This window comes from Streptococcus oralis (assembly GCF_023109155.1).
Classification (GTDB): domain Bacteria; phylum Bacillota; class Bacilli; order Lactobacillales; family Streptococcaceae; genus Streptococcus; species Streptococcus oralis_BZ.
In genome coordinates this window covers 170,315-193,410 of record NZ_JALDUA010000003.1, presented here as the reverse complement: position 1 = coordinate 193,410, position 23,096 = coordinate 170,315, and the positions used below count along the sequence as shown (strand labels likewise).

Below are 23,096 nucleotides of genomic sequence, written 5' to 3'. Positions count from 1 at the left end.
TATGGACAATAATTTAATTAGTAACAAAGAATTAATTGAAATGGGCTATCGCCCTCATACAGCAAATGATATCATTCATCAGGCGAGAGAATTACTTGTATCACGAGGCTATACATTTTATAATCGCAAACGTTTGATGGTTGTTCCAAAAAGTGTTGTAAATGAGATTCTGGGAACAGAGGTGGCGTAATATGGCAAGTGTTCGTTATCGAAAGCGAGGAGATAGTAATTTATGGACCTATGAAATTCGTAGCGAAGGAAAAACTGTTGCTCATAATAGCGGTTTTAAAACAAAAAAACTTGCAGAGTCAGAAGCTGAACCGATTCTGCAAGAACTTCGTTTAGGAAAAAGAATTTCTAGAGATATTTCTCTTGTAGATCTGTATCAAGAATGGCTTGAACTAAAAATTCTACCGAGTAGTAGGTCGGAAGAGACAAAGAGAAAATATCTTCTCCGTAAAAACACAATTGAAAGATTATTTGGAAATAAAAAAGTCACTCAAATTCGTGCGAGTGACTACCAAAGAATTATGAATAAGTATGGGCAAACAGTTGGTAGAAATTTTCTTGGTAGATTGAATACTGGGATTCATCAGAGCATCCAAATGGCAATTGCTGACAAAGTTCTAATTGATGATTTTACACAACATGTCGAGTTATTTTCATCCAAAGAACAACAGATGACAGAAGAGAAATATTTACATACAGAAAAGGACTATCTGGATTTACTTTTAGCAGTAAAGAAAAAATTTGATTACCAACGTTCAATTGTTCCTTATATCGTCTATTTTCTATTAAAAACAGGCATGAGGTTTGGAGAATTAATAGCGTTAACTTGGAATGAAGTTGACTTTGACAGAGGGCTGCTAAAAACATATAGGAGGTTTAATACCCTTTCTCATAAATTTGTCCCTCCAAAAAATAAAACGTCTATTCGGATGGTACCGATAGACGAAGAATGTATTAAGATATTACAAGTCCTAAAAATTGAACAGGAGAAGGCTAATAAAGAGCTAGGAATCAAGAATAGGTATAAAATGATTTTTCAGCATTATGGATATATTCACTTGGTACCAGACATTGCAAGTGTCAATAAAGCTTTGAGTGTTCTTTTAAATGAATTAGATATTTATCCAATTATCACGACAAAAGGAGCACGTCATACCTATGGAAGCTACCTCTGGCACAAAGGATTTGACCTTGGAGTTATTGCAAAAATTCTAGGACATAGAGATATTTCAATGTTAGTAGAAGTATATGGACACACTTTAGAAGAGAAAATTTTTGAAGAATTTAATCAAATTAGAGATGTTTGGAAAGATTGCTCATAAAAAAATGTGGGGCAAATGATGGGGCAAATCAGTTATAGACAAGCAAAAAAGCCTTGTAAATCAAGGCTTTTTCCTGTTGATTTAGATGCCCCCTACAGGGATCGAACCTGTGACCCACGGATTAAGAGTCCGCTGCTCTGCCAGCTGAGCTAAGGAGGCAAAGAAAAAAGCTGTATTGGTGCCGAAACTTCACGGTTTGTATTGAACCCGCGCAATTAAGCAGGTGGGCAACTCGCTCTAACTGAAGCTGTTTCCGTGTGAGACGGCCTACATGCTGTTAGAAGACTTTTGTTTCCCTAATAATACAAAAAATAGTCGGTCAACACTTAAGTGTGAAGTCGTACACCACAGCGTTTCTATGTTTATATAATACCACTTTTTCAAAAAAAATCAAGAGGAAAGTGCAATTTTTTGAAAAGGATTTCAGATTTTTCGCAAACGGTCGATAGCTTCCTTTCTTTGAGCCAAAGCCCGTTCATATTTACCAGTATCTTCTGCTTGGAAATAGTGATGATTACGAATTTTTTCTGGTAGATAGTCTTGCTTGACCCAATTTCCAGGATAGTTGTGTGGATAGAGATAGTCTTGGGCATTCCCCAGTTCCTTGCTTCCACTGTAGTGCCCATCACGCAGGTGTCGCGGAATAGGCAAGTGCCCTGATGTTTTGAGGTCGGCAAGAGCCTTATTCATAGCTACATAGGCTGAGTTGGATTTTGGAGAAAGGGCCAAATCAATCACGACATTGGCAATGAGAATGCGGGCTTCGGGAAAACCAATCTTTTGTGCAGCATCTAGAGCAGTTACGGTATGAATTTGGGCCTCAGGATTGGCTAAGCCGATATCTTCATAGGCGATAACAGTCAAGCGACGAGCGAGACTTGGCAAATCACCAGCCTCAATCAAGCGAGCAGCATAGTGGAGACTGGCATCCACATCCGAGCCACGGATAGACTTTTGCAGGGCTGAGAGAACATCATAGTGGCCATCTCCATCCTTATCCATAGTGATGTAGCTTCGCTGTAGGCTATTTTCCATGATGTCGAGGGTGATATGGCGGATGCCCTTGTCATTTTCGGGAGTAGAGAGAACAGCCAAGTCCAGTGAGTTGAAGGCAGAGCGAAGGTCTCCGTTTGTAGAGGTCGCAATGAAATCCAGCGCCTCCTCATCTAGTTCTACTGGAAAATCAAAACCACGCTCAGGGTTACTTAGAGCTATCTGAAGAGCCTCTTTGACGTCTTGGTTAGACAGAGGTTCCAACTCAAAAATTTGAACACGGCTACGAATGGCAGGAGTGACAGAAAAGAAAGGATTTTCAGTTGTAGCGCCAATCATGATGACCAGTCCACTTTCCAAGAGGGGGAGCAGAAAATCTTGCTTAGTCTTGTCAAGACGATGGATTTCGTCTAGTAATAGAACGAGACCACCTGAAAATTTAGCTTCTTCCGCGATTTCTTGCAGTCGCTTTTTACTATCGACTGTCGCATTAAAGGTCCGAAAGGCATACTTGGTCGTTCCAGCGATGGCAGAGGCAATACTGGTCTTTCCAATACCTGGAGGTCCGTAGAGAATCATGGAGGACAGACGATTTGCTTCCACCATGCGACGGATAATTTTTCCAGGTCCGACCAGATGCTTCTGACCAATGACCTGGTCGATGGTTTTTGGGCGCATGCGAAGCGCGAGATTGTCTGGCATAGCAGTCCTTTCTAACATGGATTTTCTGATGTATATGTGGTAAGATGGTAGTATCTATTTTAGCATATTTCCGAGCAATCGGGGCGATTAAAGAGTCGCATAGAAAGAGGACAAAATGGCAACATACGGATTTTTAGATGTTTTAGAGGAGGAGTTGGACAAGAACTTTCCTTTTGATTATGAGATTAGTTGGGACAAGCGCAATCACGCGGTTGAAGTGAGTTTTCTATTGGAAGCACAAAACGCTGCAGGTGTGGAGATGCTGGATGAGGACGGAGAAGTTTCGTCAGACGATATCCTCTTTGAGGAAGCGGTTCTTTTCTACAATCCTGCTAAGTCAACGGTTAATGCAGAAGACTATTTAACGGTCATTCCTTATCTACCTAAAAAAGGATTTTCTCGTGAGTTTTTAGCTTATTTTGCCCTTTTCCTCAAAGATACTGCCGAGGTTGGGCTGGATGCGCTCATGGACTTTTTGGAAGACCCAGAAGCAGAGGAGTTTGTCATGGAATGGAACCAAGAAGTCTTTGAAGAGGGAAAAGTCGGCTTGGAAGAAGGAGAGTTTTATCCTTATCCGAGGTATTAGGAGTCTGATATGGAAAAAGAAATTTCTGATTTTACAGGTTGCAAAATTGCCCTCTTTTGTGGTGATAAGCTCTTAACTATCTTACGTGATGACAAATCAAATATTCCATACCCTAATACCTGGGAATTACCAGGTGGCGGACGAGAAGGTGATGAAAGTCCTTTTGAGTGCGCGGCGCGTGAAGTTTACGAAGAACTAGGAATTCATCTGACTGAGGATTGTCTGCTTTGGACTAAGGTGTACCCAAGTATGCTTTTTGAGGGGAAGGAATCCGTCTTTCTAGTGGGAAAGTTGACTCAGGAACAGTTTGACAAGATTGTCTTTGGTGATGAAGGGCAGGGATATAGACTGATGGGCATTGAGGAATTTCTTAGCTCAGATAAGGTTGTACCCCAGTTGCAGGATAGAGTGAGGGATTATTTGGAGGAAATGAAGTGGTTTATATAATTGGAACAACGACGTTAAATAAGGAAGTTAAACGCAAACTAAAAACTGGACAATATTCTAGAGAAGAAGCTACATTCATCTATATGGAATATTTAAAGTTAAAGAAGCAGAGAGAAAGTGGTACGAAAGTAGCTGGGATTTCTATGGCCCTTATCTGGGGGTTGCTGTATGTTCTGTCTTTACAAGGTGAGAATAATCAAACACTTTCATTTTCAGAATATTTTTTGTTTCTGATACTGTTAGCAGGAATTGTTCTATTTGTTTATTATCTTACGTTTGGTATTTTTAAACAGCAGATTCATAGCGCAATGAAAGAACACTATACAGATGTGATTGAGGAATGTAAGGGACGGTAAAAACTTTTTCAAAATAGTGGAATGCTGGTTGATTAGGAAGAGTCATTTGAAAGGAAATTATTTAAGTAATGAATATTACATATATTGTTGGGAATGGTTTAGATTTGCAATATGGTTTAAAAACAAAATACAAGGATTTCTATGACTTTCAACATAAAGTTTATATGGAAAGGAAAGAGAAAGAAAGATATTCAAATTTAATCTATGAATCGTTATTTACAGATAAAGTAAATGATTATAAAAATTGGTCAGATTTTGAATTATCAATTGGAGAATTAACAAAAAAGAATTCTGGAATTATTCTAAGCAAAGAATCAAAGGATAAATTCATTGATGATTTTACTGATATAATCGATGATTTAATTGCTTATTTAAGGATGGTAGAGGAAACCTTTAATGTTGAAAATTATAAAATTGATTTTGAAAACACTCTAAATCGAATTAAGACTGATTGTCCTATATCAAATCAAGAAGTTATTAGCCAAAAGTATAATGACAAGCCAATTGGAAATGATCATGTAAATATTCTTAGTTTAAACTATACTAGTATACTTGATAAGTTATATGAATCATCAACAGTAACATTTAGTAATGCTCTGAGGCATAATGCTTATAGTTTTCAAATATCAAAACCAATCCATGTGCATGGTATTTTAGATGCTTGTACAATTTTAGGGGTCAGTGACGAGTCACAAATTTCAGCTACATTTAGTGATGAGCAAAAAAGTTTTCTTATAAAAGAATATATTTTGAAAGAATATAGAGAAAATATGGATGTTAGGAATAGCGAGATAATTAAAAATTCTGACATAATTATTCTTTACGGAGTGTCTCTTGGTATTACTGATAAATATCTGTGGAATCAGATTGCTAAACGCTCAATTGATGATAAGGTCCCAGTAGTTGTTTATCATTATGCTCCTAATTTTGCTGCAGGAAATCCTAATAGAGTGAGACGCTTATATAAAATGGTAGAAAACAAATTCATACAGAATAGTGGTATTGACTTAGAGTTAGAGAAGAAATTAAGAGAAAATCTTATTGTTGTTATCGGAAAGAATATTTTTAACTTAATGGAAAGGTAAGCAAAGTACAAAATGGAAACATGGCAAGAGATAAAAGTTACAGTGAAGCGTGAGGGGGAGGAGCTGGTCTCCAATCTCTTGATTGAGCTGGGGGCGCAAGGTGTTGCGATCGAAGACAGTATGGACTATGTGGGGAATGTGGATCGCTTCGGTGAGATTTTCCCAGAGGTCGAGCAACAAGAAGAAATCGTAGTGACCGCCTACTATCCTGATACGGTTGATGTAGCAGTGGTTGAGGCAGATTTGCAGGCTCGCCTGGCTGAATTGACCGATTTTATGGATCTAGGAGAGGTCAAGATGGGGACGACTGCCTTGGCTGAGGAAGACTGGGCAGACAATTGGAAGAAATATTATGAACCAGCTCGCATTACTCATGACTTGACCATTGTGCCGTCCTGGACGGACTACGAGGCGACTGCTGGAGAAAAGATTATCAAGTTGGATCCTGGTATGGCCTTTGGGACTGGGACGCATCCAACCACTAAGATGAGTCTCTTCGCCTTGGAGCAGGTTCTTCGTGGTGGCGAAACGGTGCTAGATGTGGGGACTGGTTCAGGTGTCCTTTCTATTGCCAGCTCGCTACTTGGTGCTAAGGAAATTTTCGCCTACGACCTGGATGATGTGGCGGTTCGTGTTGCTCAGGAAAATATTGAGCTCAACCCTGGCATGGAAAATATCCATGTAGCGGCAGGAGATTTGCTTAAGGGTGTTGAGATTGAGGCAGATGTGATTGTGGCTAATATCTTGGCGGATATTCTCATTCATCTGACAGAGGATGCTTATCGTTTGGTCAAGGATGAAGGCTATCTGATCATGAGTGGCATTATCAAGGACAAGTGGGATATGGTGCGCGAGTCAGCTGAGTCAGCTGGATTTTTCCTTGAAACCCATATGATTCAAGGGGAATGGAATGCCTGTGTCTTTAAGAAGACTAAGGATATTTCAGGTGTGATTGGAGGCTAGCATGCAGCAGTATTTTGTCAAAGGCAGTGCTACATCACCTATCACCATTGAGGACAAGGAAACCAGCAAGCATATGTTTCAGGTTATGCGCTTGAAAGAAGATGATGAGGTGACCTTGGTCTTTGATGATGGCATCAAGCGTTTGGCGCGCGTGTTGGATGTGGAGAATCGTCAGTTTGAGTTGGTAGAAGAATTAGTTGACAATGTGGAACTGCCAATCCAAGTGACCATCGCATCTGGATTTCCCAAGGGAGACAAGCTGGAGTTTATTACTCAGAAAGTAACAGAACTAGGAGCTAGTCAAATCTGGGCCTTCCCTGCCGATTGGTCAGTCGCCAAGTGGGACGGCAAGAAACTAGGCAAAAAGGTTGAAAAACTAGAAAAAATCGCCCTTGGAGCGGCAGAACAAAGCAAGCGTAATATCGTTCCAACTATTCAGCTTTTCGAGAAAAAAGCAGATTTTCTAGCTCAGTTTGACCAGTTTGACTCTATCGTAGTAGCCTATGAAGAGTCAGCAAAAGAAGGAGAAGTCGCTGCGCTCCTGCAATCAGTCGCTGGTCTTGAAAAAGGAGCCAAACTGCTCTTTATCTTTGGTCCAGAAGGCGGTATCTCACCAGCAGAAATCGAAAGTTTTGAAGCTAAAGGAGCCGTCTTGGCAGGACTTGGCCCTCGCATCTTGCGAGCGGAAACAGCCCCACTTTACGCCTTATCAGCCCTTAGTGTTTTAGTAGAATTAGAGAAATAAGAGGAAGAAAATGGAACAAAAACACCGTTCAGAATTTCCAGAGAAGGAACTTTGGGATTTAACCGCCCTTTACCAAGACCGTGAGGATTTCTTGCGAGCAATCGAGAAAACGCGCGAAGATATCAACCAATTTAGCCGTGACTACAAGGGCAATCTTCACACTTTCGAAGATTTCGAGAAGGCCTTTGCGGAATTGGAGCAAATCTATATCCAGATGAGCCATATTGGTAATTACGCCTTTATGCCTCAGACGACAGACTATAGCAATGAAGATTTTGCCAACATTGCCCAAGCTGGGATGGAATTTGAAACAGATGCCAGCGTAGCCTTGACCTTTTTTGACGACGCTTTGGTAGCAGCAGACGAGGAAGTCTTGGACCGTTTGGGTGAACTGCCACATTTGACAGCTGCCATTCGTCAGGCAAAAATCAAAAAAGCCCACTATCTTGGGGCAGATGTGGAAAAGGCCTTGACCAATCTGGGCGAAGTTTTCTACAGTCCACAGGATATTTACACCAAGATGCGAGCTGGGGACTTTGAAATGGCTGACTTTGAAGCCCATGGCAAGACCTACAAAAACAGCTTTGTGACTTATGAAAATTTCTACCAAAATCACGAGGACGCTGAGGTTCGTGAGAAATCCTTCCGTTCCTTCTCAGAGGTACTTCGTAAGCACCAAAATACAGCTGCGGCAGCCTACTTAGCTCAGGTCAAGTCTGAAAAACTCTTGGCTGATATGAAGGGCTACGACTCAGTTTTTGACTATCTTCTGGCTGAGCAAGAAGTGGATCGTGCCATGTTTGATCGTCAGATAGACCTCATCATGAAGGACTTTGCACCAGTAGCTCAGAGATACCTCAAGCATGTTGCCAAGGTCAATGGTCTTGAAAAGATGACCTTTGCAGACTGGAAATTGGATTTGGATAGTGCTCTTAATCCTGAAGTGACTATTGACGACGCCTATGATTTGGTCATGAAGTCAGTTGAACCTTTGGGACAAGAATATTGTCAGGAAGTTGCTCGCTATCAAGAAGAACGTTGGGTGGACTTCGCTGCCAATAGTGGCAAGGATTCTGGCGGTTATGCGGCGGATCCATATCGCGTGCACCCTTATGTCTTCATGAGCTGGACAGGCCGTTTGAGCGATGTCTATACCTTGATTCATGAAATCGGGCATTCTGGTCAATTTATCTTTTCAGACAACCACCAGAGCTATTTCAACGCCCACATGTCGACCTACTATGTCGAAGCTCCATCAACCTTCAATGAATTGCTTTTAAGTGATTATTTGGAGCACCAGTCTGATGACCCACGTCAAAAACGATTTGCCCTTGCTCACCGCTTGACAGATACCTACTTCCATAACTTCATTACTCACCTCTTGGAAGCAGCCTTCCAGCGTAAGGTTTATACATTGATTGAAGAGGGAGAAACCTTTGGAGCAAGCAAGCTCAACAGCATTATGAAGGAAGTTTTGACAGATTTCTGGGGAGATGCTATTGAAATTGACGACGATGCGGCCTTGACTTGGATGCGACAAGCCCACTACTACATGGGCTTGTATAGTTACACTTACTCTGCTGGTCTTGTTATCTCGACTGCGGGTTACCTTCATTTGAAACATTCAGAAACTGGAGCTGAAGATTGGCTCAATCTTCTTAAGTCAGGTGGTAGCAAGACACCACTTGAATCAGCCATGATTATCGGAGCGGATATCTCAACAGACAAACCACTCCGTGATACCATCCAATTCCTGTCTGACACAGTTGACCAGATTATGACCTACAGTGCCCAGTTGGGAGAGTAGGGAAATGGGCAAATTTTAGGAGAATAATATGAATAGAATCAAAGAATGGCTAGAGCAAGATCCCCAAAGAATGCATTTTATCAAAATTGGTCTAGTTTTGTTGGGAATCATTTTGTTGATTGCTCTACCTACTCTCTATCTTGTTTTGAGCGGAGTTGGTATTTGGTATTTTGTAAAGAAAGCACCAGATATTCGAAAAAGAAATCTAATGATCGGGATTTTCATTGTCAGTTTTGTTGCAGTTGCTCTTCAAACTCCAACAGTCACAAAGAAAATTTCATCCTCTCAATCAGAAACTATGCAGACTGCGACATCTACTACTTCGACAGCTTCAACCACGGATACTTCATCTAGTATAGAGGAAGCAAAACGAATCGAAGAAGAGAAAAAAGCTAAAGAAAAAGCAGAAGAAGAGAGAATTGCCAAAGAAAAAGCTGCAAAGGAGTTGCAAGAAAAAGGTGAAACCTTAGTCAAACAATTGGAAGACAGTCAAGATGCGAGTCAAGTGAAGTCTGCTAAAGAAACAGTTAATCAGATTGAAAATAATGATAAAAAGACAGAGTTGCTTGATAGAATAGGTGCAGTTGAGTCGTTAATTTCTCAAAAAGAAGAAGAAAAAAGAGCTGCGCGTGAAGCTGAAACCAAAGCTCAACAGCAAGATAGAATTGTCTATGTTGCAGACCATGGGAAATCAAAAGTTTATTGGTATAGTAAGGATAGAATGCCTTCAAAAACGAATAAAGCTAACGTTGTTGAGATGACAGAAGCAGATGCGATTGCAGCAGGAAAACGTCCATCTAAAAGAGAATAAGACAGAAAGTTATCTTGGGCTGGTTTTTTGAACAGTTGCTAGAAATGTAGAGGTACTTGAGATGCGTAAAAAATTACAAAGAAAAGTGACAGAAGAAAAACCAAGCTATAGCCGAGAAGAAATTCAGTGGTTGATCGAGCATTTGGGAGATCCCTCTCCAGAAATTCGAGACGAACTTGTTTTTACGAGTTTGGCTAGAGGGATTCAAGAAGAACTGTTTTCCCTTGAACAGTTTCAGTTTATCTCAGAAGAGGTCTCCTCTGATGAAGGTCTATACAAAGAGATTGATAGTAGAGGAGTTTCGGCTCTTAAACGTTCTTTTAGGGCGCTTATTTATGCCAATCTTTTGTCTGCAGATGGTAATGAGCACTCTCTTTTCTATAAAGGATTAAAAGCTGATATGAGAAATTCTATGCTATCTCAAGGTTTGCATTATCTAAAAAAAGAAAAGGATACGACAGGTTTTTCAAGTCAGTATGGTTGGGTTCACGCTTTTGCGCATGGAGCGGATCTCTTGACTGAAGTCGTTTGTCATCCAGATTTTCCTAGTAACAGAGTTTCTGAAGTATTTGATGTACTGGGTCAACTATTTAAAAGAATTACCATTCGTTTTACAAATGATGAGGATTGGCGGTTAGCGAGAGTACTTTATGAACCCATTTTGCAAGGGAAATTAGATCAGGAACAAGTAGCTTCTTGGATAAAAACTGTTGATTTTCCAATAGAAGAGACCGAAGATTTTTATAAATTTTCCAATTTCAGATCCTGTCTGTTGGAAGTCTATATCCAACTTGACCAGAGAAATAGTTTACAAGATGCGTTGAAAGAAGCCATTCAATCTTTTCAGTACTAAGTCTAAGAGAGTCGTTTCATGATTTTCAAGTAACTTTCCAGTCAATTTTCTTGAAACCCTTTCCTTCTTCTGATAGACTAATACATAGTTTGAAAAAAGGAGACTTATCATGAAAAAATTTGTTGCTGAATTAATCGGTACATTTATGCTTGTGTTCATTGGAACAGGAGCTGTTGTTTTTGGAAATGGTCTTAATGGCCTTGGACACCTTGGAATTGCTTTTGCCTTTGGTTTGGCAATTGTAGTTGCAGCTTACTCAATCGGAACTGTTTCAGGTGCTCACTTGAACCCAGCGGTTTCGATCGCTATGTTTGTAAACAAACGTTTGTCATCTTCAGAACTTGTAAACTACATCCTTGGACAAGTAGTTGGAGCTTTCCTTGCGTCAGCTGCAGTATTCTTCCTCTTGTCTAACTCAGGCATGTCAACTGCAAGTCTTGGTGAAAATGCCTTGGCAAACGGTGTCACTGTCTTTGGTGGTTTCTTGTTTGAAGTTATCGCAACTTTCTTGTTTGTCCTAGTTATCATGACTGTAACATCAGCAAGCAAAGGCAATGGCGCAATCGCTGGTTTGGTAATCGGTTTGTCATTGACAGCCTTGATCCTTGTGGGCTTGAACATTACTGGACTTTCAGTAAACCCAGCTCGTAGCTTGGCTCCTGCTGTCTTGGTAGGTGGCGCAGCCCTTCAACAAGTATGGATTTTCATCCTTGCCCCAATCGTTGGTGGCGTTCTTGCAGCCCTTGTTGCTAAAAACTTTCTTGGAACAGAAGAATAATCGAAACTCAAAAAGCCTTGCTCCTCAGTTTGAGGAACAGGGCTTTTTCGTATCTGTTTAACGGTTGTCAATTTTCTCTGGATAAAGGTCGTGTTGAAAGAGACGCTGTTCTGCCAAGCCTTCATACTTGGTTCCAGGTCTACCGTAGTTGTAGTAAGGGTCGATTGAGATACCACCGCGCGGAGTGAATTTCCCCCATACCTCTAAATAGCGAGGGTCTAGCAAGTTGACCAAGTCTTTCCCGATAGTGTTGATACAGTTTTCGTGAAAATCCCCATGATTTCGATAGCTAAAGAGGTAGAGTTTGAGGGATTTTGACTCGACACAGAGCTTGTCAGGAATGTAGGAAATATAAATGGTCGCAAAGTCTGGTTGAGCCGTAATAGGACAAAGCGAGGTAAATTCAGGGCAGTTGAATTTGATGAAATAGTCATTTTCCACATGACGATTGTCAAAGGATTCGAGGACTTCTGGTTGATAGTCAAAAATGTAGTTGGTTTCTTTGTTGCCGAGAAGGCTAAGGTTTTTCATTTCTTCTTGTTGTGACATGATTTTTTCTTTCTAATCTTAAACACCACGTTGGTTGTCGTAGAGGAGAGTATGGAGTTGAGGAAGGACGCGGACATTGCCCCAGCTATCGTCAGTAGCGACGCGTTCCCAGAGTTCTTTGAGACGGTCTAGTTGGTCTTGGACAATATTGCCTGTAGCCTTGGGCTCAGGATTTCCAGCTGATAAGAAGAGGACATCTGGTTGGTAGCGCTCTTGAATCCCTTTGGCAAAGGCCAAATCGTTATCGTCAAATACAGGGATTTTAAAGGTGACCTTGTCTGGATCTAGTTGGGAAACGATAAAGTCCAAGGTCTCAAAGTTGACTTCCATCTTTGATGAAGGAGGCTTGGGACTCAGAGTGACTTGGTCGATATCTTTTAACCAATTTTGCCAGCGAGAACCTTGAGTCTCAACTGCCAGAGTGACACCACGTTCTTTGAGCTTGGTGACGAGTTCGGCCATGTTGGCTGCTAAGATTGCGGGATTTCCGCCAGATAGGGTTACATAGTCGTAGCTTCCTAATTTATCTAAGGCAGCAATGACTTCATCAGCTGTCATACGAGTAGGTTTTTCAGAACCATCCCAAGTAAAGGCAGAGTCGCACCAGTCGCAATGGTAGTCGCAACCAGCAGTGCGGACAAACATGGTTTTCTGCCCGATAGCACGACCTTCACCTTGAAAGGTTGGCCCAAAAATTTCCAGAACAGGTAGTTTGAGGACACGTTCTCTAGTCATCTAGCCACTCCCGTCTAAACTCCGCAAATGCAGTCGGAGTTTCATAGAGGCGAACGTATTCCAAACGGAGACTGCGTTCGTCTGGCAACTCTTGACTCATGGTTTGGAAAATCCAGTAAACCATATTTTCAGCAGTCGTGTTCATATAAGGCAGGGTTTCATTGAGATAGCGATGATCCAAGTGGGGTTCTAAGTAGTCCTTGTAGATCGCTTTAATATCTCCAAAGTCATAGGTCATGCCCCGTTCATCTAAAAATCCACTGACAGCGATTTGCAAATGATAGGTGTGGCCGTGCAGGGATTTGCATTTTCCCTCATAGTGAAAGAGGTGGTGGGCAGCGTCGAAAGTGAATTCTTTTGAAACTAAGGTTCTGTGAGGATTGTAGACGAGAGACTCCCCAGTTTCCTGTTTGATTTCTTTAGGTGCGAAAAACATTAGCCCTCTCCCTTCTGTGAAAGATAAACATCTAAACCATGCTGACGTAGGTGGCAGGCTGGACAATCTCCACAGCCACTTCCGATAATCCCATTGTAGCAGGTTAAGGTCTTCTCACGAACGTAGTCAAAGGCACCAAGTTGGTCGGCTAACTCCCAAGTTTCAGCCTTGTCTAGCCACATGAGAGGTGTTTGGATAACAAAGTCATAATCCATGGCAAGGTTGAGAGTAACATTAAGGGATTTGATAAAGACATCACGGCAGTCAGGGTAGCCTGAGAAGTCTGTCTCGCAGACACCTGTCACGATATCATTAATACCTCGTTGCTTGGCAAGAACTGCTGCAAAGGATAGAAAGAGGTGGTTGCGACCGTCAACAAAAGTATTGGGAACCTCTCCCTCTTTTTGCTCAATCTCCAGATCAGAGGTCAAGGCATTTTCAGTGATTTGTCCCAGCAGAGACATATCTAAGATGTGATGACGAATGCCCTGTTCCTTAGCGATTTCTCTAGCAACTTGAATTTCGAGATGATGGCGTTGGCCGTAGGCAAAGGTGACGGCTTCGACTGTTTCATAGTGTTCTTTAGCCCAAAAGAGGCAGGTTGTGGAATCTTGACCGCCACTAAAGACGACCAAGGCTGATTGACGTTTCATAGTACTCCTTCCAAAGTGGAAAATGTTCAGAGCACGCAAAAAGCTCCCTTGAGGGGAGCTAAAAAATACCAAGTAGAGGTTTTTTTTAGCGATGGCATGTCCCAAACATCGTAATATTCTATCTACAGTCTAGCATATTTTTTGAAAAATGGCAAAGGGCAGGAAAAAAGAGACCAAATAAAGTACTTGGTCTCTCATTTGATTAGCTCAATTCAGCAACGATGGCTTTGATTTGTTCTGCAGTATGAACACCTGCAACTTGTTTCACCACTTGACCGTCTTTTTTGAAGAGAAGAGTTGGGATAGACATGATTCCAAAAGCACGAGCTGTGTTTGGATTTTCATCGACGTCCATTTTAACGATTTTCAAGACATCTTCTGAAAGTTCTTCAGACAATTTGTCCAAGATTGGACCTTGCATACGACATGGACCACACCAAGTTGCCCAGAAGTCTACCAAGACCAAACCGTCTTTTGTTTCTTGTTCAAATGTTGCATCTGTAATTGCTTTTACCATTGTATTTCTCCTTTTTAATTATATTGGCTTAAATCTTGTTTCATGAGATAGAAGAAGACATCTCCATAAGTCCCATGGTAGTCCAAGTCATGACCATTGTAGGTTAATTTTTGGACAGTATAGTAATCCGCGACGCCGATGAGGCAGGCATGTTGCGAACGTTCAAAGTCTTGGTATGACTCGAAAGTCATGGTTCTCTCTTGCTTGCTGGCGTCTAGATAGGTAATTTCGATCATATAAAACTCCTTTGTTGTTTGATCTTGACTTTATTGTACTCCTTGAAAAGAGGAATGTCAAGAAAAATGATTGCGCACGCAACTTTTTCTGAAAATCTGATTAAGAAATGAAATCAAGACTCATTTCCAGTCTTTCTTCGACGGCTTTTTGCAGGTAAGCTAGGGTTGTTTGTCCCTCGTCAGTCAGACAGATAAAGCTAGCCCGTCTATCCTGATCGCAACATCGGCGACTAAGCAGACCACAGTTTTTCTCTTCCAGGCGGGCCACCATTCGCGAAACAGCGCTCGGACTGAGATGGAGTTTATCGGGTAAATCAATCTGTCGTAAGGATTTTTCATCGGCTAGATCCAAATAGTAGAGCAGGTAAAACTCTTTCAAGTTCAGCCTTTGTTCACTCTGCTGGGCAATAGTTTCTTCCAACAAGGCTTCCATTTCTTTTTGATGGCGGTTGTAGTCAAACCATTTTTCTAAGTAGGTCATTGCTTTCTCCTTTCTTTTCAAAGTAAAAATCACAAAGTCATTAGTGACTGTTTCTGCAATACAAGATGATTGCGCATGCAATGATTATACTACTTTTAACTAATCCGTGCAAGAGAGAAGAATTGCAATATTTCCTTGAAATTTTCTGAAAAAAGAGTAAACTGATATGCAAGAAGTCTATTTCGTGGAGTTTAGAATGAAATTATATGTTCAATTAATGATTCTCTTTGTGATTTCTCTTATCGGAGAGGGAATTTCTAGTTTCTTTCATCTGCCTATCCCAGGCAGTATTATCGGTTTGATTATTCTCTTTCTAGCCTTACAGTTCAAGTGGCTAAGGACCAGGCATGTCAATATGGTCGGGAATTTCTTGCTGGCCAACATGACCATTCTCTTTTTGCCACCAGCAGTAGGTATCATGGAAAAGTTTGATGTGATTGCTCCCTATCTCTTGCCCATCGTCTTGATTGTCTTTTTTGCGGCTGTCATCAATATTATCCTCATAGCAGTGGTAGTTCAGTTCATCAAGAGACGATTTGAGGGAGATTATGAGAAAGGAGATGCCAAATGAGTGAATTTGTTTCCAATCCCCTGTTTGGACTTGCCCTGTCTATCCTTGCTTATCTAGTGGGGATGTTGATTTATAGACGTTTTCCCCATCCTTTGACAACGCCCTTGCTTTTGTCGGCTGTTTTTATCATTATTTTTCTAAAGGTGACTGGTATTTCTTACCAAGACTACTATCAAGGTGGGGTTTATCTGAACAATTTGATTGTTCCGTCAACAGTGGCTTTAGGGATTCCGCTTTATAAGAGTTTTCATCTGATGAAGCACCATGCTCGAAGTATTCTCTTTGGTAGTCTGCTAGCAGTGATCGTCAATACTAGTTTTACGGCCTTAGTTGCGAAAATCTTTGGCATGGACTTTTTCCTAGCCATTTCTCTCTTTCCCAAGTCAGTGACGACAGCCATGGCAGAGGGAATCACAGAAAAATTGCAAGGTTTGACGACTGTGACCGTGGTTGTTGTTGTGGCAACTGGGATTTTAACCAGTGTCATCGGACCAACCCTTTTGAAGTGGTTGAAAATAGACGATCCAGTAGCTGTTGGTCTTTCCCTTGGTGGAACAGGTCACGCAGTTGGAACAGGAACAGCCTTCCGATATGGCTCAGTAGCAGGAGCCATGGGTGGCTTGGCTATCGGTATTACTGGTATTCTCTACGTATTTGTAAGCCCCATCGTAGCTAGTTTGATATTGAGTTAAAGAAAAACCCAGCTTTCTAGCTGGGCATTTTTTATTGCAAATTAACCTTGTTTTTCAAGATATAGTAGGTACCGAGATAGTAGATAGCTGATAAAAAGAGATCGCGCAAGATTTCTGTACCAGCCATCACGTTAAAGTCATTGTCAACTCTTAAGAAGAGAGAAACATAACCAATGACGATGGCAATGACGATATAGGCTAAAATTCCCATAGCTGTTCGATATTCGTTAAAGAGTTGCCCGATAGAGATGGAGAGGTAAATGGACAAAATCCATGCGATTGACCCGACAAACAGTGATAGGGCATACAGCCAGCCGTAGCTGAGATAAGGGGAAATGAAGTTGTAGAGGGCAGTGAAGTCTTTTTCAATTGGTGTTAAGAAGATGATAATCAATATACTCAAGATAAAGACGATATAGCCTAAGATGGACCAGACAAGACCACCTAAAAGTTTTGCGATGATGATTTGGTGCTCGGAGACAGGCAAGGTCAAGGTCAAGTACCCTTGGCGGTCATAAACACTCCCCTTGAATCTTCGGATGATTAAAAAGATTGTTGCAATCCAAAGAGTGACGCTGAGTCCTCCAAAGACTAGTACTAAAAAGAAGATGAAATAAGCAGCATTGTTAGGATTGTAACTCTGGCTAAGACTGCTAATAAAAGCTCCAATCAAAACTGAAATTGCAAGTACAGCACCGTAGAGTGCCAGATACCATTTATTGACATTTTTAAATTCATAACGAACTAGATTCCAAAACATAATAATCTCCTTTGCTTAGGCTTTAAATTCCTGGCGGAAGAGCTGGTCAATTGATTCACCTGACTCGTAACGAATATCATCAACATTTCCTTGGCGGACGACTTTTCCGTCTTTGAGGAAGATGATCTCATCCAAGATTGGCTCAATATCTGAAATCAAGTGGGTTGAAATCAGCACCGTAGAGGTTGGTGAGTAGTTGTTGATGATGGTATTGAGGATATAGTCACGGGCAGCCGGATCCACACCTCCGATTGGTTCGTCGAGAACGTAGAGGCGAGCTTCACGACTCATAACCAAGATGAGTTGGACCTTTTCCTTGTTCCCTTTTGATAGTTTCTTGAGGCGACTGTTTTCATCAATACCGAGATCAGCTAAAAGGTGTTGGGCCCTTTCGAGATTGAAATCCTGATAGAAGGTTTTAAAATAGGTTAGAGCATCCTTAACCTTCATCTCTTCATTGAGGTAGGTTGTATCTGGTAGATAGGAGACGATCGCCTTGGTAGCAGGACTTGGATCCTGTCCGTTAATGAGGACACGTCCTTTATTTGGTTGAAGGAGGCCATTAATCAGTTTGATCAAGGTTGTTTTTCCGGATCCGTTTGGTCCAAGGAGCCCGACAATCTTTCCAGCTGAGATTTCTAGTGAGATATTGTCAAGTGCCGCAGTTGCTCCATATGATTTTGTTACATTTTCAAGTGCTAGTAGTGTCATAGTCTTAAACTCCTTTAATATAGTCGCTTAATACATTTGGCAGTTCTTCTTTTTTGTAGCCAAATTGAAGCATGCAAGAGACGAATTGTTGCAGTTGCTCCTCGGAAAGTTGTTTGCGGGACTGAACGATGAGGTCCAAATCCTCGGTGACAAAACGACCAGTTGTCCGCTTGCTGTATACAAATCCTTCACGTTCAAGGTCAGACAAGGCGCGCTGAATGGTATTAGGATTGACCCCAGCCTCGCTCGCCAAATCTCTCACGGTTGGGAGCTGTTGGTTAGGTTCCAGTTCATGGGAAACAATCTGTAGTTTGATTTTTTCCATAATCTGTAAATAAATCGGTTTTGTATTATCAAATGACCAGGACATCATAGTCTCCTTTCTTTACGCTTGTTGTTCTAATTAAATAATACAATAAAACAAAAAACTTGTCAAGTAAAAATAAGAATTGTTTTGGGAATTGCACAAAAAATGGTATAATGAAAAGAAAACGACAAGGAGGGAAATGCATGCGTTGTCCAAAATGTGGGGCTACCAAGTCTAGTGTTGTTGATAGTCGACAAGCCGAAGAAGGAAATACCATCCGTCGAAGACGTGAGTGCGACGAGTGTCAGCATCGTTTTACAACCTATGAACGAGTAGAAGAAAGAACGCTGGTTGTTGTCAAAAAAGACGGTACGCGAGAACAATTTTCGAGAGATAAAATCTTTAATGGGATTATCCGCTCAGCCCAGAAGCGTCCTGTGTCAAGTGATGAAATCAACATGGTGGTCAATCGCATCGAGCAAAAACTCCGTAGTCGCAGTGAGAATGAGATCCAAAGTGAATATATTGGTTCTTTAGTCATGGAAGAATTGGCGGAGCTGGATGAGATTACCTATGTTCGTTTTGCCAGTGTTTATCGTAGCTTTAAGGATGTGAGTGAGTTGGAGAGTCTGCTCCAGCAAATCACCCAGTCCTCTAAGAAGAAAAAGGAAAAATAGATGAAACCAAATGACCGTTTTTCTTTTCTAAAGAATAATCGGGTGTCGCAAGATACCTCTTCTCTGGTGCAGTGCTACCTCCCGATTATCGGTCAGGAGGCGCTGAGCCTCTATCTATATGCCATTACCTTTTGGGATGGTGGACAAAAGGAACACCTCTTTTCCCACATCCTCAACCACTTAAACTTTGGCATGCCGACCTTGCTCCAATCCTTCAAAGTCTTATCTGCCTTAGATCTGTTGACCCTTTATCAAAGGGGAGAAACTTATGAATTACAGCTTCATTCTCCCCTCTCCAGTCAAGAATTTCTAAGCCATTCTGTCTATAGCAGATTATTAGAGAAAAAGATTGGGGATACAGCTGTTTCTGCTATGAAGCAGGCTCCAAGTGAGGGAGAAGCACTCTCTGTTTCTTTGAGTCAAGTCTTTCCAACCCTGACTGAAGAAGTGACACCAAGCGAGTCTAAAAGCAAGTTAAAAAATGATTTTGACTTGGAACATTTCCAGCAGCTGATGGCTCGAGATGGCTTGCGTTTTGAAGACGAGCAGGCGGATGTTTTGGAATTGTTTGCCATCGCAGATGAAAAAAAGTGGACCTGGTTTGAAACCTATCAATTAGCTAAGGCGACAGCTGTAGCTCAGGTTATTTCTGTCAAACGCATGCGTGAAAAGATAGCACAAAAACCAGCTACTTCTGACTTTAGCCCCAAAGAAATGACCATTATCAGGGAAGCCAAAAATAAAACTCCCCTACAATTTTTAGCGGAAATCAAGCAAACGCGTAAGGGGAACATCACCCAGAGTGAGCGAGAACTCCTTCACCAGATGGCGTCTTTAAGCTTGCTGGACGAAGTCATCAATATCGTCTTGCTTCTAACCTTTAACAAGGTTGATTCGGCTAATGTCAATGAAAAATATGCCATGAAGGTCGCAAATGACTATGCTTACCAAAAAATTCGGACAGCAGAAGAAGCTGTGCTTCGGATTCGAGAGCGTCAGCAAAGAGGGCAGGAAGACCAGAAATCGAAAACTAGCTCGACTAAGACCAATGTTCCCAAGTGGAGCAATCCAGAATACAAGAATCAAACCAGTGAGGAAACTCGTCTGGAACTAGAACGTAAAAAACAAGAAATGTTAGCCCGATTAGAAGAAGGAGGAGACTAGATGGAAAGTGTTGGTGACGTTATCAAACGTCAGACGAGTCGTTTTCAGTATCAGGACCTAGTCCAGCAGATTATGAAAGACCCAGATGTAGCGGCTTTTATCCAGAAAGAATCCCTCAGCCCAGAGGAGTTGAATCGTAGCATCTCCAAGTTCAACCAATATATCACAGAACGGGACAAGTTTCTTCGTGGGGATGCGGACTATATAGCGCGTGGCTACAAGCCTATCTTGGTTATGAATCACGGATATGCGGATGTGTCTTATGAAGAAACACCAGAACTAATCGCGGCTGAAAAAGAGGCGGCAATCAAGAATCGTCTCAAGTTGATCAATCTACCAGCAAGCCTTAAGAAAGCGAAGTTGGCTCAGATTGACCTGGATGATCTAGGACGTTTACCGATTTTTGAGAGACTCTATTCCTTTGTTGACCTTTACCCTAGTATCCGAAAAGGCCTCTATCTTTACGGAGATTTTGGTGTTGGTAAGAGTTTTATGATGGCAGCCTTAGCTCATGACCTATCTGAAAAACGTGGGGCATCAACGACCATTCTCCATTATCCAAGTTTTGTCATTGATGTGAAAAATGCCATCGGTGAAGGATCTGTGAAGACCTTGGTGGATGACATCAAGTTAGCAGAGGTCCTGGTCTTGGATGATATTGGTGCAGAGCAGTCGACACCTTGGGTACGTGATGAGATTCTCCAAGTCATTCTTCAGTACCGCATGCAGGAAGATTTGCCAACTTTCTTTACTTCCAACTTTAATTTCCAAGATTTGGAAAAACATTTTGCCAAAGGAAAGAATGGAAATGACGAGACTTGGGAAGCTAGACGGGTCATGGAACGAATCCGTTATTTGGCTGAGGAAACGAGACTAGAAGGAGAAAATCGCCGATGACAGAAACCATTAAACTGATGAAAGCTCATACTTCAGTTCGTCGCTTTAAGGAGGAAGAAATTCCTCAAGCAGACTTGGAAGAGATTTTGACTGCTGGACAAATGGCATCATCTTGGAAAAATTTCCAATCCTACTCTGTGATTCTTGTGCGCAATCAAGAGAAGAAAGATGCCCTATATGAATTGGTCCCTCAGGAAGCCATTCGCCAATCAGCAGCCTTTTTGCTCTTTGTTGGTGACTTGAATCGAGCGGAAAAGGGAGCAAGCCTTCATACGGACACTTTCCAACCCCAAGGAGTGGAAGGTCTCCTCATCACATCTGTGGATGCTGCGCTTGCTGGGCAAAATACCTTGCTTGCGGCTGAGAGTCTGGGATATGGTGGTATGATTATCGGTTTGGTCCGTTACAAGTCGGAAGAAGTGGCTGCGCTTTTTAACTTGCCTGACTATACCTATCCCGTTTTTGGGATTGCCCTCGGTGTGCCAAATCAACAACATGATGTCAAACCAAGACTGCCTTTGAACCAAGTGGTATTTGAAGAAGAATACCAAAAACAGCCAGTTAAAGCGATTTTGGACTATGATAAAGTTCAGGCAGACTATGCTGGTGCGCGTGCGACAACCTCTTGGAGTCAGCGTTTGGCAGAGCAGTTTGGTCAAGCCGAACCTAGTTCAACTCGGAAAAATCTAGAACAGAAAAAGTTATTGTAGAAAGTGAGAAAACATGGCCTTACCAACTGTTGCCATTGTAGGGCGTCCCAATGTTGGGAAATCGACCCTCTTTAACCGAATCGCTGGTGAGCGAATCTCAATCGTAGAAGATGTCGAGGGTGTGACACGTGACCGTATCTATGCAACGGGTGAGTGGCTCAACCGTTCTTTCAGTATGATTGATACTGGAGGGATTGACGATGTCGATGCTCCCTTCATGGAACAAATCAAACACCAGGCAGAAATTGCTATGGAAGAAGCAGATGTCATCGTCTTTGTCGTTTCTGGTAAAGAAGGGATTACAGATGCGGACGAGTACGTAGCTCGCAAACTCTATAAAACCCATAAGCCTGTTATCCTAGCAGTTAACAAGGTTGACAATCCTGAGATGCGAAATGATATCTTTGATTTCTATGCACTAGGCTTAGGTGAACCGTTGCCAATTTCATCTGTCCACGGTATTGGTACGGGTGATGTACTGGATGCCATCGTGGAAAATCTACCACATGAAGTCGAAGAAGAAAATCCAGATGTCATTAAATTCAGCTTAATTGGTCGTCCAAACGTTGGAAAATCAAGTTTGATCAACGCCATTTTGGGTGAAGACCGTGTGATTGCTAGTCCAGTAGCTGGAACAACGCGCGATGCCATTGACACTCATTTTACAGATGCTGATGGACAAGAGTTTACCATGATTGATACGGCTGGTATGCGTAAGTCTGGTAAAGTCTATGAAAATACGGAGAAATATTCTGTCATGCGAGCCATGCGAGCCATTGACCGTTCTGATGTGGTCTTGATGGTCCTCAATGCAGAAGAAGGTATTCGCGAGTACGACAAGCGTATCGCAGGTTTTGCCCACGAAGCCGGTAAAGGGATGATCATCGTTGTCAATAAGTGGGATACTCTTGAGAAAGACAACCACACCATGAAAAAATGGGAAGAGGATATTCGTGAGCAGTTCCAATATTTGCCTTATGCACCGATTGTCTTTGTATCAGCTTTGACCAAGCAACGTCTCCATAAACTGCCTGAGATGACTAAGCAAATCAGTGAAAGCCAAAACACCCGTATTCCTTCAGCAGTTTTGAACGATGTGATTATGGATGCCATTGCCATCAATCCAACACCGACAGACAAAGGGAAACGCCTCAAGATTTTCTACGCTACCCAAGTGGCAATCAAGCCACCAACCTTTGTCATCTTTGTCAATGAAGAAGAACTCATGCACTTCTCTTACTTGCGTTTCTTAGAAAATCAAATCCGCAAGGCCTTTGCCTTTGAGGGAACACCGATTCACTTGATTGCAAGAAAACGCAAGTAACCCTTGCTTGTTTTTCTACAAAAATAAACTAAAAGAAGACTTCATAGTCTTCTTTTTTCTATACTAAAAGGGGAGAAAAGAACCTGCCAAATTGGAGGAGAATCTGTCATCAAATTTCAATCATTTTCCTAGTTTTTGTAATCTATTTGTAATGAAAATGCACTTTTTTTGTAAAAATCAAAATGCTATAATTCCTTAAATCAATTTTCCTTTATCAGG

At 41.7% G+C, this 23,096-nt stretch carries 30 protein-coding genes and 1 tRNA gene; 19 read left to right on the top strand and 12 right to left on the bottom strand.

Translation table 11 applies throughout. From position 1 onward, the window contains the following. Nucleotide 1 precedes the first annotated feature (1 nt). On the top strand, nucleotides 2-190 hold the full coding sequence (locus tag M1F63_RS07335) for a DUF3173 domain-containing protein (protein ID WP_000369785.1): 189 nt from the start codon (nucleotides 2-4) through the stop codon (nucleotides 188-190). A 1-nt stretch (nucleotide 191) separates the two neighbouring features. Then, on the top strand, nucleotides 192-1,331 hold the full coding sequence (locus M1F63_RS07330) for a tyrosine-type recombinase/integrase (RefSeq protein WP_247941097.1): 1,140 nt from the start codon (nucleotides 192-194) through the stop codon (nucleotides 1,329-1,331). An 86-nt stretch (nucleotides 1,332-1,417) separates the two neighbouring features. On the opposite strand, the gene M1F63_RS07325 is transcribed toward M1F63_RS07330, so the two are convergent. Both M1F63_RS07325 and M1F63_RS07320 read right to left on the bottom strand, forming a co-directional pair. Further along, a tRNA-Lys gene (locus M1F63_RS07325) sits at nucleotides 1,418-1,490 on the bottom strand. Nucleotides 1,491-1,754: 264 nt separating this feature from the next. Beyond that, on the bottom strand, nucleotides 1,755-3,026 hold the full coding sequence (locus M1F63_RS07320) for a replication-associated recombination protein A (RefSeq protein ID WP_247941128.1): 1,272 nt from the start codon (nucleotides 3,024-3,026) through the stop codon (nucleotides 1,755-1,757). A gap of 115 nt (nucleotides 3,027-3,141) precedes the next feature. On the opposite strand from M1F63_RS07320, the gene M1F63_RS07315 reads away from it, so the two are divergent. From M1F63_RS07315 to M1F63_RS07270, 10 genes are all read left to right on the top strand, one after another. Beyond that, a complete protein-coding gene (locus M1F63_RS07315) occupies nucleotides 3,142-3,612 on the top strand; it encodes a DUF3013 family protein (RefSeq protein ID WP_042902647.1) in 471 nt (156 codons plus the stop codon). A gap of 9 nt (nucleotides 3,613-3,621) precedes the next feature. Beyond that, nucleotides 3,622-4,059, top strand: a complete 438-nt coding sequence (locus M1F63_RS07310) for an NUDIX hydrolase (protein WP_042902648.1) — start codon at nucleotides 3,622-3,624, stop codon at nucleotides 4,057-4,059. After that, the gene (locus M1F63_RS07305) at nucleotides 4,047-4,415 is read left to right on the top strand and encodes a hypothetical protein (RefSeq protein ID WP_042902649.1); all 369 of its coding nucleotides are present in this window, start codon (nucleotides 4,047-4,049) and stop codon (nucleotides 4,413-4,415) included. The genes M1F63_RS07310 and M1F63_RS07305 overlap by 13 nt, the downstream gene beginning before the upstream one ends. Nucleotides 4,416-4,483: 68 nt before the next feature. Continuing rightward, the gene (locus M1F63_RS07300) at nucleotides 4,484-5,500 is read left to right on the top strand and encodes an AbiH family protein (protein WP_042902650.1); all 1,017 of its coding nucleotides are present in this window, start codon (nucleotides 4,484-4,486) and stop codon (nucleotides 5,498-5,500) included. A gap of 12 nt (nucleotides 5,501-5,512) precedes the next feature. Next, nucleotides 5,513-6,463 (top strand): 50S ribosomal protein L11 methyltransferase, encoded by a 951-nt coding sequence (gene prmA, locus M1F63_RS07295; RefSeq protein WP_247941096.1) that lies wholly within the window; start codon nucleotides 5,513-5,515, stop codon nucleotides 6,461-6,463. A gap of 1 nt (nucleotide 6,464) precedes the next feature. After that, the gene (locus M1F63_RS07290; protein WP_001188215.1) at nucleotides 6,465-7,208 is read left to right on the top strand and encodes a 16S rRNA (uracil(1498)-N(3))-methyltransferase; all 744 of its coding nucleotides are present in this window, start codon (nucleotides 6,465-6,467) and stop codon (nucleotides 7,206-7,208) included. Between the two features lie 10 nt (nucleotides 7,209-7,218). Continuing rightward, nucleotides 7,219-9,015: an oligoendopeptidase F gene (gene pepF / locus M1F63_RS07285; protein ID WP_247941095.1), complete on the top strand. Its 1,797-nt coding sequence runs from the start codon at nucleotides 7,219-7,221 to the stop codon at nucleotides 9,013-9,015. Between the two features lie 28 nt (nucleotides 9,016-9,043). Continuing rightward, nucleotides 9,044-9,826 carry a deoxyribonuclease gene (locus tag M1F63_RS07280; protein ID WP_139658391.1) on the top strand — a complete coding sequence of 261 codons (783 nt, stop codon included), beginning with the start codon at nucleotides 9,044-9,046 and terminating at the stop codon, nucleotides 9,824-9,826. A gap of 61 nt (nucleotides 9,827-9,887) precedes the next feature. Further along, nucleotides 9,888-10,679, top strand: coding sequence for a DUF2785 domain-containing protein (locus M1F63_RS07275; protein ID WP_247941094.1), 792 nt, complete (start codon nucleotides 9,888-9,890; stop codon nucleotides 10,677-10,679). Nucleotides 10,680-10,788: 109 nt separating this feature from the next. Beyond that, on the top strand, nucleotides 10,789-11,457 hold the full coding sequence (locus M1F63_RS07270) for an MIP/aquaporin family protein (protein ID WP_044020360.1): 669 nt from the start codon (nucleotides 10,789-10,791) through the stop codon (nucleotides 11,455-11,457). A gap of 57 nt (nucleotides 11,458-11,514) precedes the next feature. Here the strand turns inward: M1F63_RS07270 and queF are convergent, their stop codons facing one another. From queF to M1F63_RS07235, 7 genes are all read right to left on the bottom strand, one after another. After that, a complete protein-coding gene (queF, locus tag M1F63_RS07265; protein WP_000082582.1) occupies nucleotides 11,515-12,006 on the bottom strand; it encodes a preQ(1) synthase in 492 nt (163 codons plus the stop codon). Between the two features lie 18 nt (nucleotides 12,007-12,024). Then, nucleotides 12,025-12,741 (bottom strand): 7-carboxy-7-deazaguanine synthase QueE, encoded by a 717-nt coding sequence (gene queE / locus M1F63_RS07260; protein ID WP_049478443.1) that lies wholly within the window; start codon nucleotides 12,739-12,741, stop codon nucleotides 12,025-12,027. Then, nucleotides 12,734-13,177, bottom strand: coding sequence for a 6-carboxytetrahydropterin synthase QueD (gene queD, locus M1F63_RS07255; protein ID WP_049478444.1), 444 nt, complete (start codon nucleotides 13,175-13,177; stop codon nucleotides 12,734-12,736). Before queD ends, queE begins: the two co-directional genes overlap by 8 nt. After that, entirely contained in the window at nucleotides 13,177-13,830 is a 654-nt protein-coding gene (queC, locus tag M1F63_RS07250; RefSeq protein WP_049478445.1) for a 7-cyano-7-deazaguanine synthase QueC, read from the bottom strand. The genes queD and queC overlap by 1 nt, the downstream gene beginning before the upstream one ends. Nucleotides 13,831-14,032: 202 nt before the next feature. After that, entirely contained in the window at nucleotides 14,033-14,347 is a 315-nt protein-coding gene (gene trxA, locus M1F63_RS07245) for a thioredoxin (RefSeq protein WP_070696183.1), read from the bottom strand. A gap of 14 nt (nucleotides 14,348-14,361) precedes the next feature. Next, nucleotides 14,362-14,583, bottom strand: a complete 222-nt coding sequence (locus tag M1F63_RS07240) for a DUF4649 family protein (RefSeq protein ID WP_000570263.1) — start codon at nucleotides 14,581-14,583, stop codon at nucleotides 14,362-14,364. Nucleotides 14,584-14,683: 100 nt separating this feature from the next. After that, nucleotides 14,684-15,064: a MarR family winged helix-turn-helix transcriptional regulator gene (locus M1F63_RS07235; RefSeq protein WP_070696185.1), complete on the bottom strand. Its 381-nt coding sequence runs from the start codon at nucleotides 15,062-15,064 to the stop codon at nucleotides 14,684-14,686. A 196-nt stretch (nucleotides 15,065-15,260) separates the two neighbouring features. Here M1F63_RS07235 and M1F63_RS07230 point away from each other — a divergent pair, with 196 nt between their 5' ends. Continuing rightward, a complete protein-coding gene (locus tag M1F63_RS07230; RefSeq protein ID WP_000781327.1) occupies nucleotides 15,261-15,635 on the top strand; it encodes a CidA/LrgA family protein in 375 nt (124 codons plus the stop codon). Next, a complete protein-coding gene (locus M1F63_RS07225) occupies nucleotides 15,632-16,327 on the top strand; it encodes an LrgB family protein (RefSeq protein WP_001288950.1) in 696 nt (231 codons plus the stop codon). Before M1F63_RS07230 ends, M1F63_RS07225 begins: the two co-directional genes overlap by 4 nt. A gap of 31 nt (nucleotides 16,328-16,358) precedes the next feature. Here the strand turns inward: M1F63_RS07225 and M1F63_RS07220 are convergent, their stop codons facing one another. From M1F63_RS07220 to M1F63_RS07210, 3 genes are read right to left on the bottom strand one after another with little or no spacing between them, the layout of a single operon-like run. Continuing rightward, nucleotides 16,359-17,087 carry a hypothetical protein gene (locus tag M1F63_RS07220; protein ID WP_247941093.1) on the bottom strand — a complete coding sequence of 243 codons (729 nt, stop codon included), beginning with the start codon at nucleotides 17,085-17,087 and terminating at the stop codon, nucleotides 16,359-16,361. A gap of 15 nt (nucleotides 17,088-17,102) precedes the next feature. Next, a complete protein-coding gene (locus tag M1F63_RS07215) occupies nucleotides 17,103-17,798 on the bottom strand; it encodes an ABC transporter ATP-binding protein (RefSeq protein WP_000173188.1) in 696 nt (231 codons plus the stop codon). 4 nt (nucleotides 17,799-17,802) lie between these two features. Beyond that, nucleotides 17,803-18,168, bottom strand: a complete 366-nt coding sequence (locus M1F63_RS07210) for a GntR family transcriptional regulator (RefSeq protein WP_084873418.1) — start codon at nucleotides 18,166-18,168, stop codon at nucleotides 17,803-17,805. Nucleotides 18,169-18,308: 140 nt separating this feature from the next. Here M1F63_RS07210 and nrdR point away from each other — a divergent pair, with 140 nt between their 5' ends. The 5 genes from nrdR to der are packed head-to-tail and all read left to right on the top strand — an operon-like array spanning nucleotide 18,309 to nucleotide 22,877. Continuing rightward, nucleotides 18,309-18,782, top strand: a complete 474-nt coding sequence (nrdR, locus tag M1F63_RS07205) for a transcriptional regulator NrdR (RefSeq protein WP_001203678.1) — start codon at nucleotides 18,309-18,311, stop codon at nucleotides 18,780-18,782. Beyond that, nucleotides 18,783-19,946, top strand: a complete 1,164-nt coding sequence (locus M1F63_RS07200; RefSeq protein ID WP_044020366.1) for a DnaD domain protein — start codon at nucleotides 18,783-18,785, stop codon at nucleotides 19,944-19,946. It begins immediately after the preceding gene. Continuing rightward, entirely contained in the window at nucleotides 19,947-20,843 is an 897-nt protein-coding gene (gene dnaI, locus M1F63_RS07195) for a primosomal protein DnaI (RefSeq protein WP_000446487.1), read from the top strand. Further along, the gene (locus tag M1F63_RS07190; RefSeq protein ID WP_247941092.1) at nucleotides 20,840-21,553 is read left to right on the top strand and encodes an NADPH-dependent oxidoreductase; all 714 of its coding nucleotides are present in this window, start codon (nucleotides 20,840-20,842) and stop codon (nucleotides 21,551-21,553) included. The genes dnaI and M1F63_RS07190 overlap by 4 nt, the downstream gene beginning before the upstream one ends. 13 nt (nucleotides 21,554-21,566) lie before the next feature. Next, nucleotides 21,567-22,877 (top strand): ribosome biogenesis GTPase Der, encoded by a 1,311-nt coding sequence (gene der / locus M1F63_RS07185; protein WP_247941091.1) that lies wholly within the window; start codon nucleotides 21,567-21,569, stop codon nucleotides 22,875-22,877. Nucleotides 22,878-23,096: the final 219 nt, after the last annotated feature.

What these genes read in the sequence shown, in the direction of transcription:
- M1F63_RS07225 (WP_001288950.1), top strand. Translation starts at nt 15,632, where the DNA reads ATGAGTGAATTTGTTTCCAATCCCCTGTTTGGACTTGCCCTGTCTATC.
- M1F63_RS07190 (WP_247941092.1), top strand. Translation starts at nt 20,840, where the DNA reads ATGACAGAAACCATTAAACTGATGAAAGCTCATACTTCAGTTCGTCGC.
- M1F63_RS07290 (WP_001188215.1), top strand. Translation starts at nt 6,465, where the DNA reads ATGCAGCAGTATTTTGTCAAAGGCAGTGCTACATCACCTATCACCATT.
- der (WP_247941091.1), top strand. Translation starts at nt 21,567, where the DNA reads ATGGCCTTACCAACTGTTGCCATTGTAGGGCGTCCCAATGTTGGGAAA.
- prmA (WP_247941096.1), top strand. Translation starts at nt 5,513, where the DNA reads ATGGAAACATGGCAAGAGATAAAAGTTACAGTGAAGCGTGAGGGGGAG.
- M1F63_RS07235 (WP_070696185.1), bottom strand. Translation starts at nt 15,064, where the DNA reads ATGACCTACTTAGAAAAATGGTTTGACTACAACCGCCATCAAAAAGAA.
- M1F63_RS07330 (WP_247941097.1), top strand. Translation starts at nt 192, where the DNA reads ATGGCAAGTGTTCGTTATCGAAAGCGAGGAGATAGTAATTTATGGACC.
- queF (WP_000082582.1), bottom strand. Translation starts at nt 12,006, where the DNA reads ATGTCACAACAAGAAGAAATGAAAAACCTTAGCCTTCTCGGCAACAAA.
- M1F63_RS07310 (WP_042902648.1), top strand. Translation starts at nt 3,622, where the DNA reads ATGGAAAAAGAAATTTCTGATTTTACAGGTTGCAAAATTGCCCTCTTT.
- M1F63_RS07270 (WP_044020360.1), top strand. Translation starts at nt 10,789, where the DNA reads ATGAAAAAATTTGTTGCTGAATTAATCGGTACATTTATGCTTGTGTTC.
- M1F63_RS07240 (WP_000570263.1), bottom strand. Translation starts at nt 14,583, where the DNA reads ATGATCGAAATTACCTATCTAGACGCCAGCAAGCAAGAGAGAACCATG.
- queE (WP_049478443.1), bottom strand. Translation starts at nt 12,741, where the DNA reads ATGACTAGAGAACGTGTCCTCAAACTACCTGTTCTGGAAATTTTTGGG.
- queD (WP_049478444.1), bottom strand. Translation starts at nt 13,177, where the DNA reads ATGTTTTTCGCACCTAAAGAAATCAAACAGGAAACTGGGGAGTCTCTC.
- nrdR (WP_001203678.1), top strand. Translation starts at nt 18,309, where the DNA reads ATGCGTTGTCCAAAATGTGGGGCTACCAAGTCTAGTGTTGTTGATAGT.
- M1F63_RS07315 (WP_042902647.1), top strand. Translation starts at nt 3,142, where the DNA reads ATGGCAACATACGGATTTTTAGATGTTTTAGAGGAGGAGTTGGACAAG.
- M1F63_RS07220 (WP_247941093.1), bottom strand. Translation starts at nt 17,087, where the DNA reads ATGTTTTGGAATCTAGTTCGTTATGAATTTAAAAATGTCAATAAATGG.
- queC (WP_049478445.1), bottom strand. Translation starts at nt 13,830, where the DNA reads ATGAAACGTCAATCAGCCTTGGTCGTCTTTAGTGGCGGTCAAGATTCC.
- M1F63_RS07320 (WP_247941128.1), bottom strand. Translation starts at nt 3,026, where the DNA reads ATGCCAGACAATCTCGCGCTTCGCATGCGCCCAAAAACCATCGACCAG.
- M1F63_RS07280 (WP_139658391.1), top strand. Translation starts at nt 9,044, where the DNA reads ATGAATAGAATCAAAGAATGGCTAGAGCAAGATCCCCAAAGAATGCAT.
- dnaI (WP_000446487.1), top strand. Translation starts at nt 19,947, where the DNA reads ATGGAAAGTGTTGGTGACGTTATCAAACGTCAGACGAGTCGTTTTCAG.
- M1F63_RS07230 (WP_000781327.1), top strand. Translation starts at nt 15,261, where the DNA reads ATGAAATTATATGTTCAATTAATGATTCTCTTTGTGATTTCTCTTATC.
- M1F63_RS07335 (WP_000369785.1), top strand. Translation starts at nt 2, where the DNA reads ATGGACAATAATTTAATTAGTAACAAAGAATTAATTGAAATGGGCTAT.
- M1F63_RS07300 (WP_042902650.1), top strand. Translation starts at nt 4,484, where the DNA reads ATGAATATTACATATATTGTTGGGAATGGTTTAGATTTGCAATATGGT.
- trxA (WP_070696183.1), bottom strand. Translation starts at nt 14,347, where the DNA reads ATGGTAAAAGCAATTACAGATGCAACATTTGAACAAGAAACAAAAGAC.
- pepF (WP_247941095.1), top strand. Translation starts at nt 7,219, where the DNA reads ATGGAACAAAAACACCGTTCAGAATTTCCAGAGAAGGAACTTTGGGAT.
- M1F63_RS07275 (WP_247941094.1), top strand. Translation starts at nt 9,888, where the DNA reads ATGCGTAAAAAATTACAAAGAAAAGTGACAGAAGAAAAACCAAGCTAT.
- M1F63_RS07200 (WP_044020366.1), top strand. Translation starts at nt 18,783, where the DNA reads ATGAAACCAAATGACCGTTTTTCTTTTCTAAAGAATAATCGGGTGTCG.
- M1F63_RS07210 (WP_084873418.1), bottom strand. Translation starts at nt 18,168, where the DNA reads ATGTCCTGGTCATTTGATAATACAAAACCGATTTATTTACAGATTATG.
- M1F63_RS07215 (WP_000173188.1), bottom strand. Translation starts at nt 17,798, where the DNA reads ATGACACTACTAGCACTTGAAAATGTAACAAAATCATATGGAGCAACT.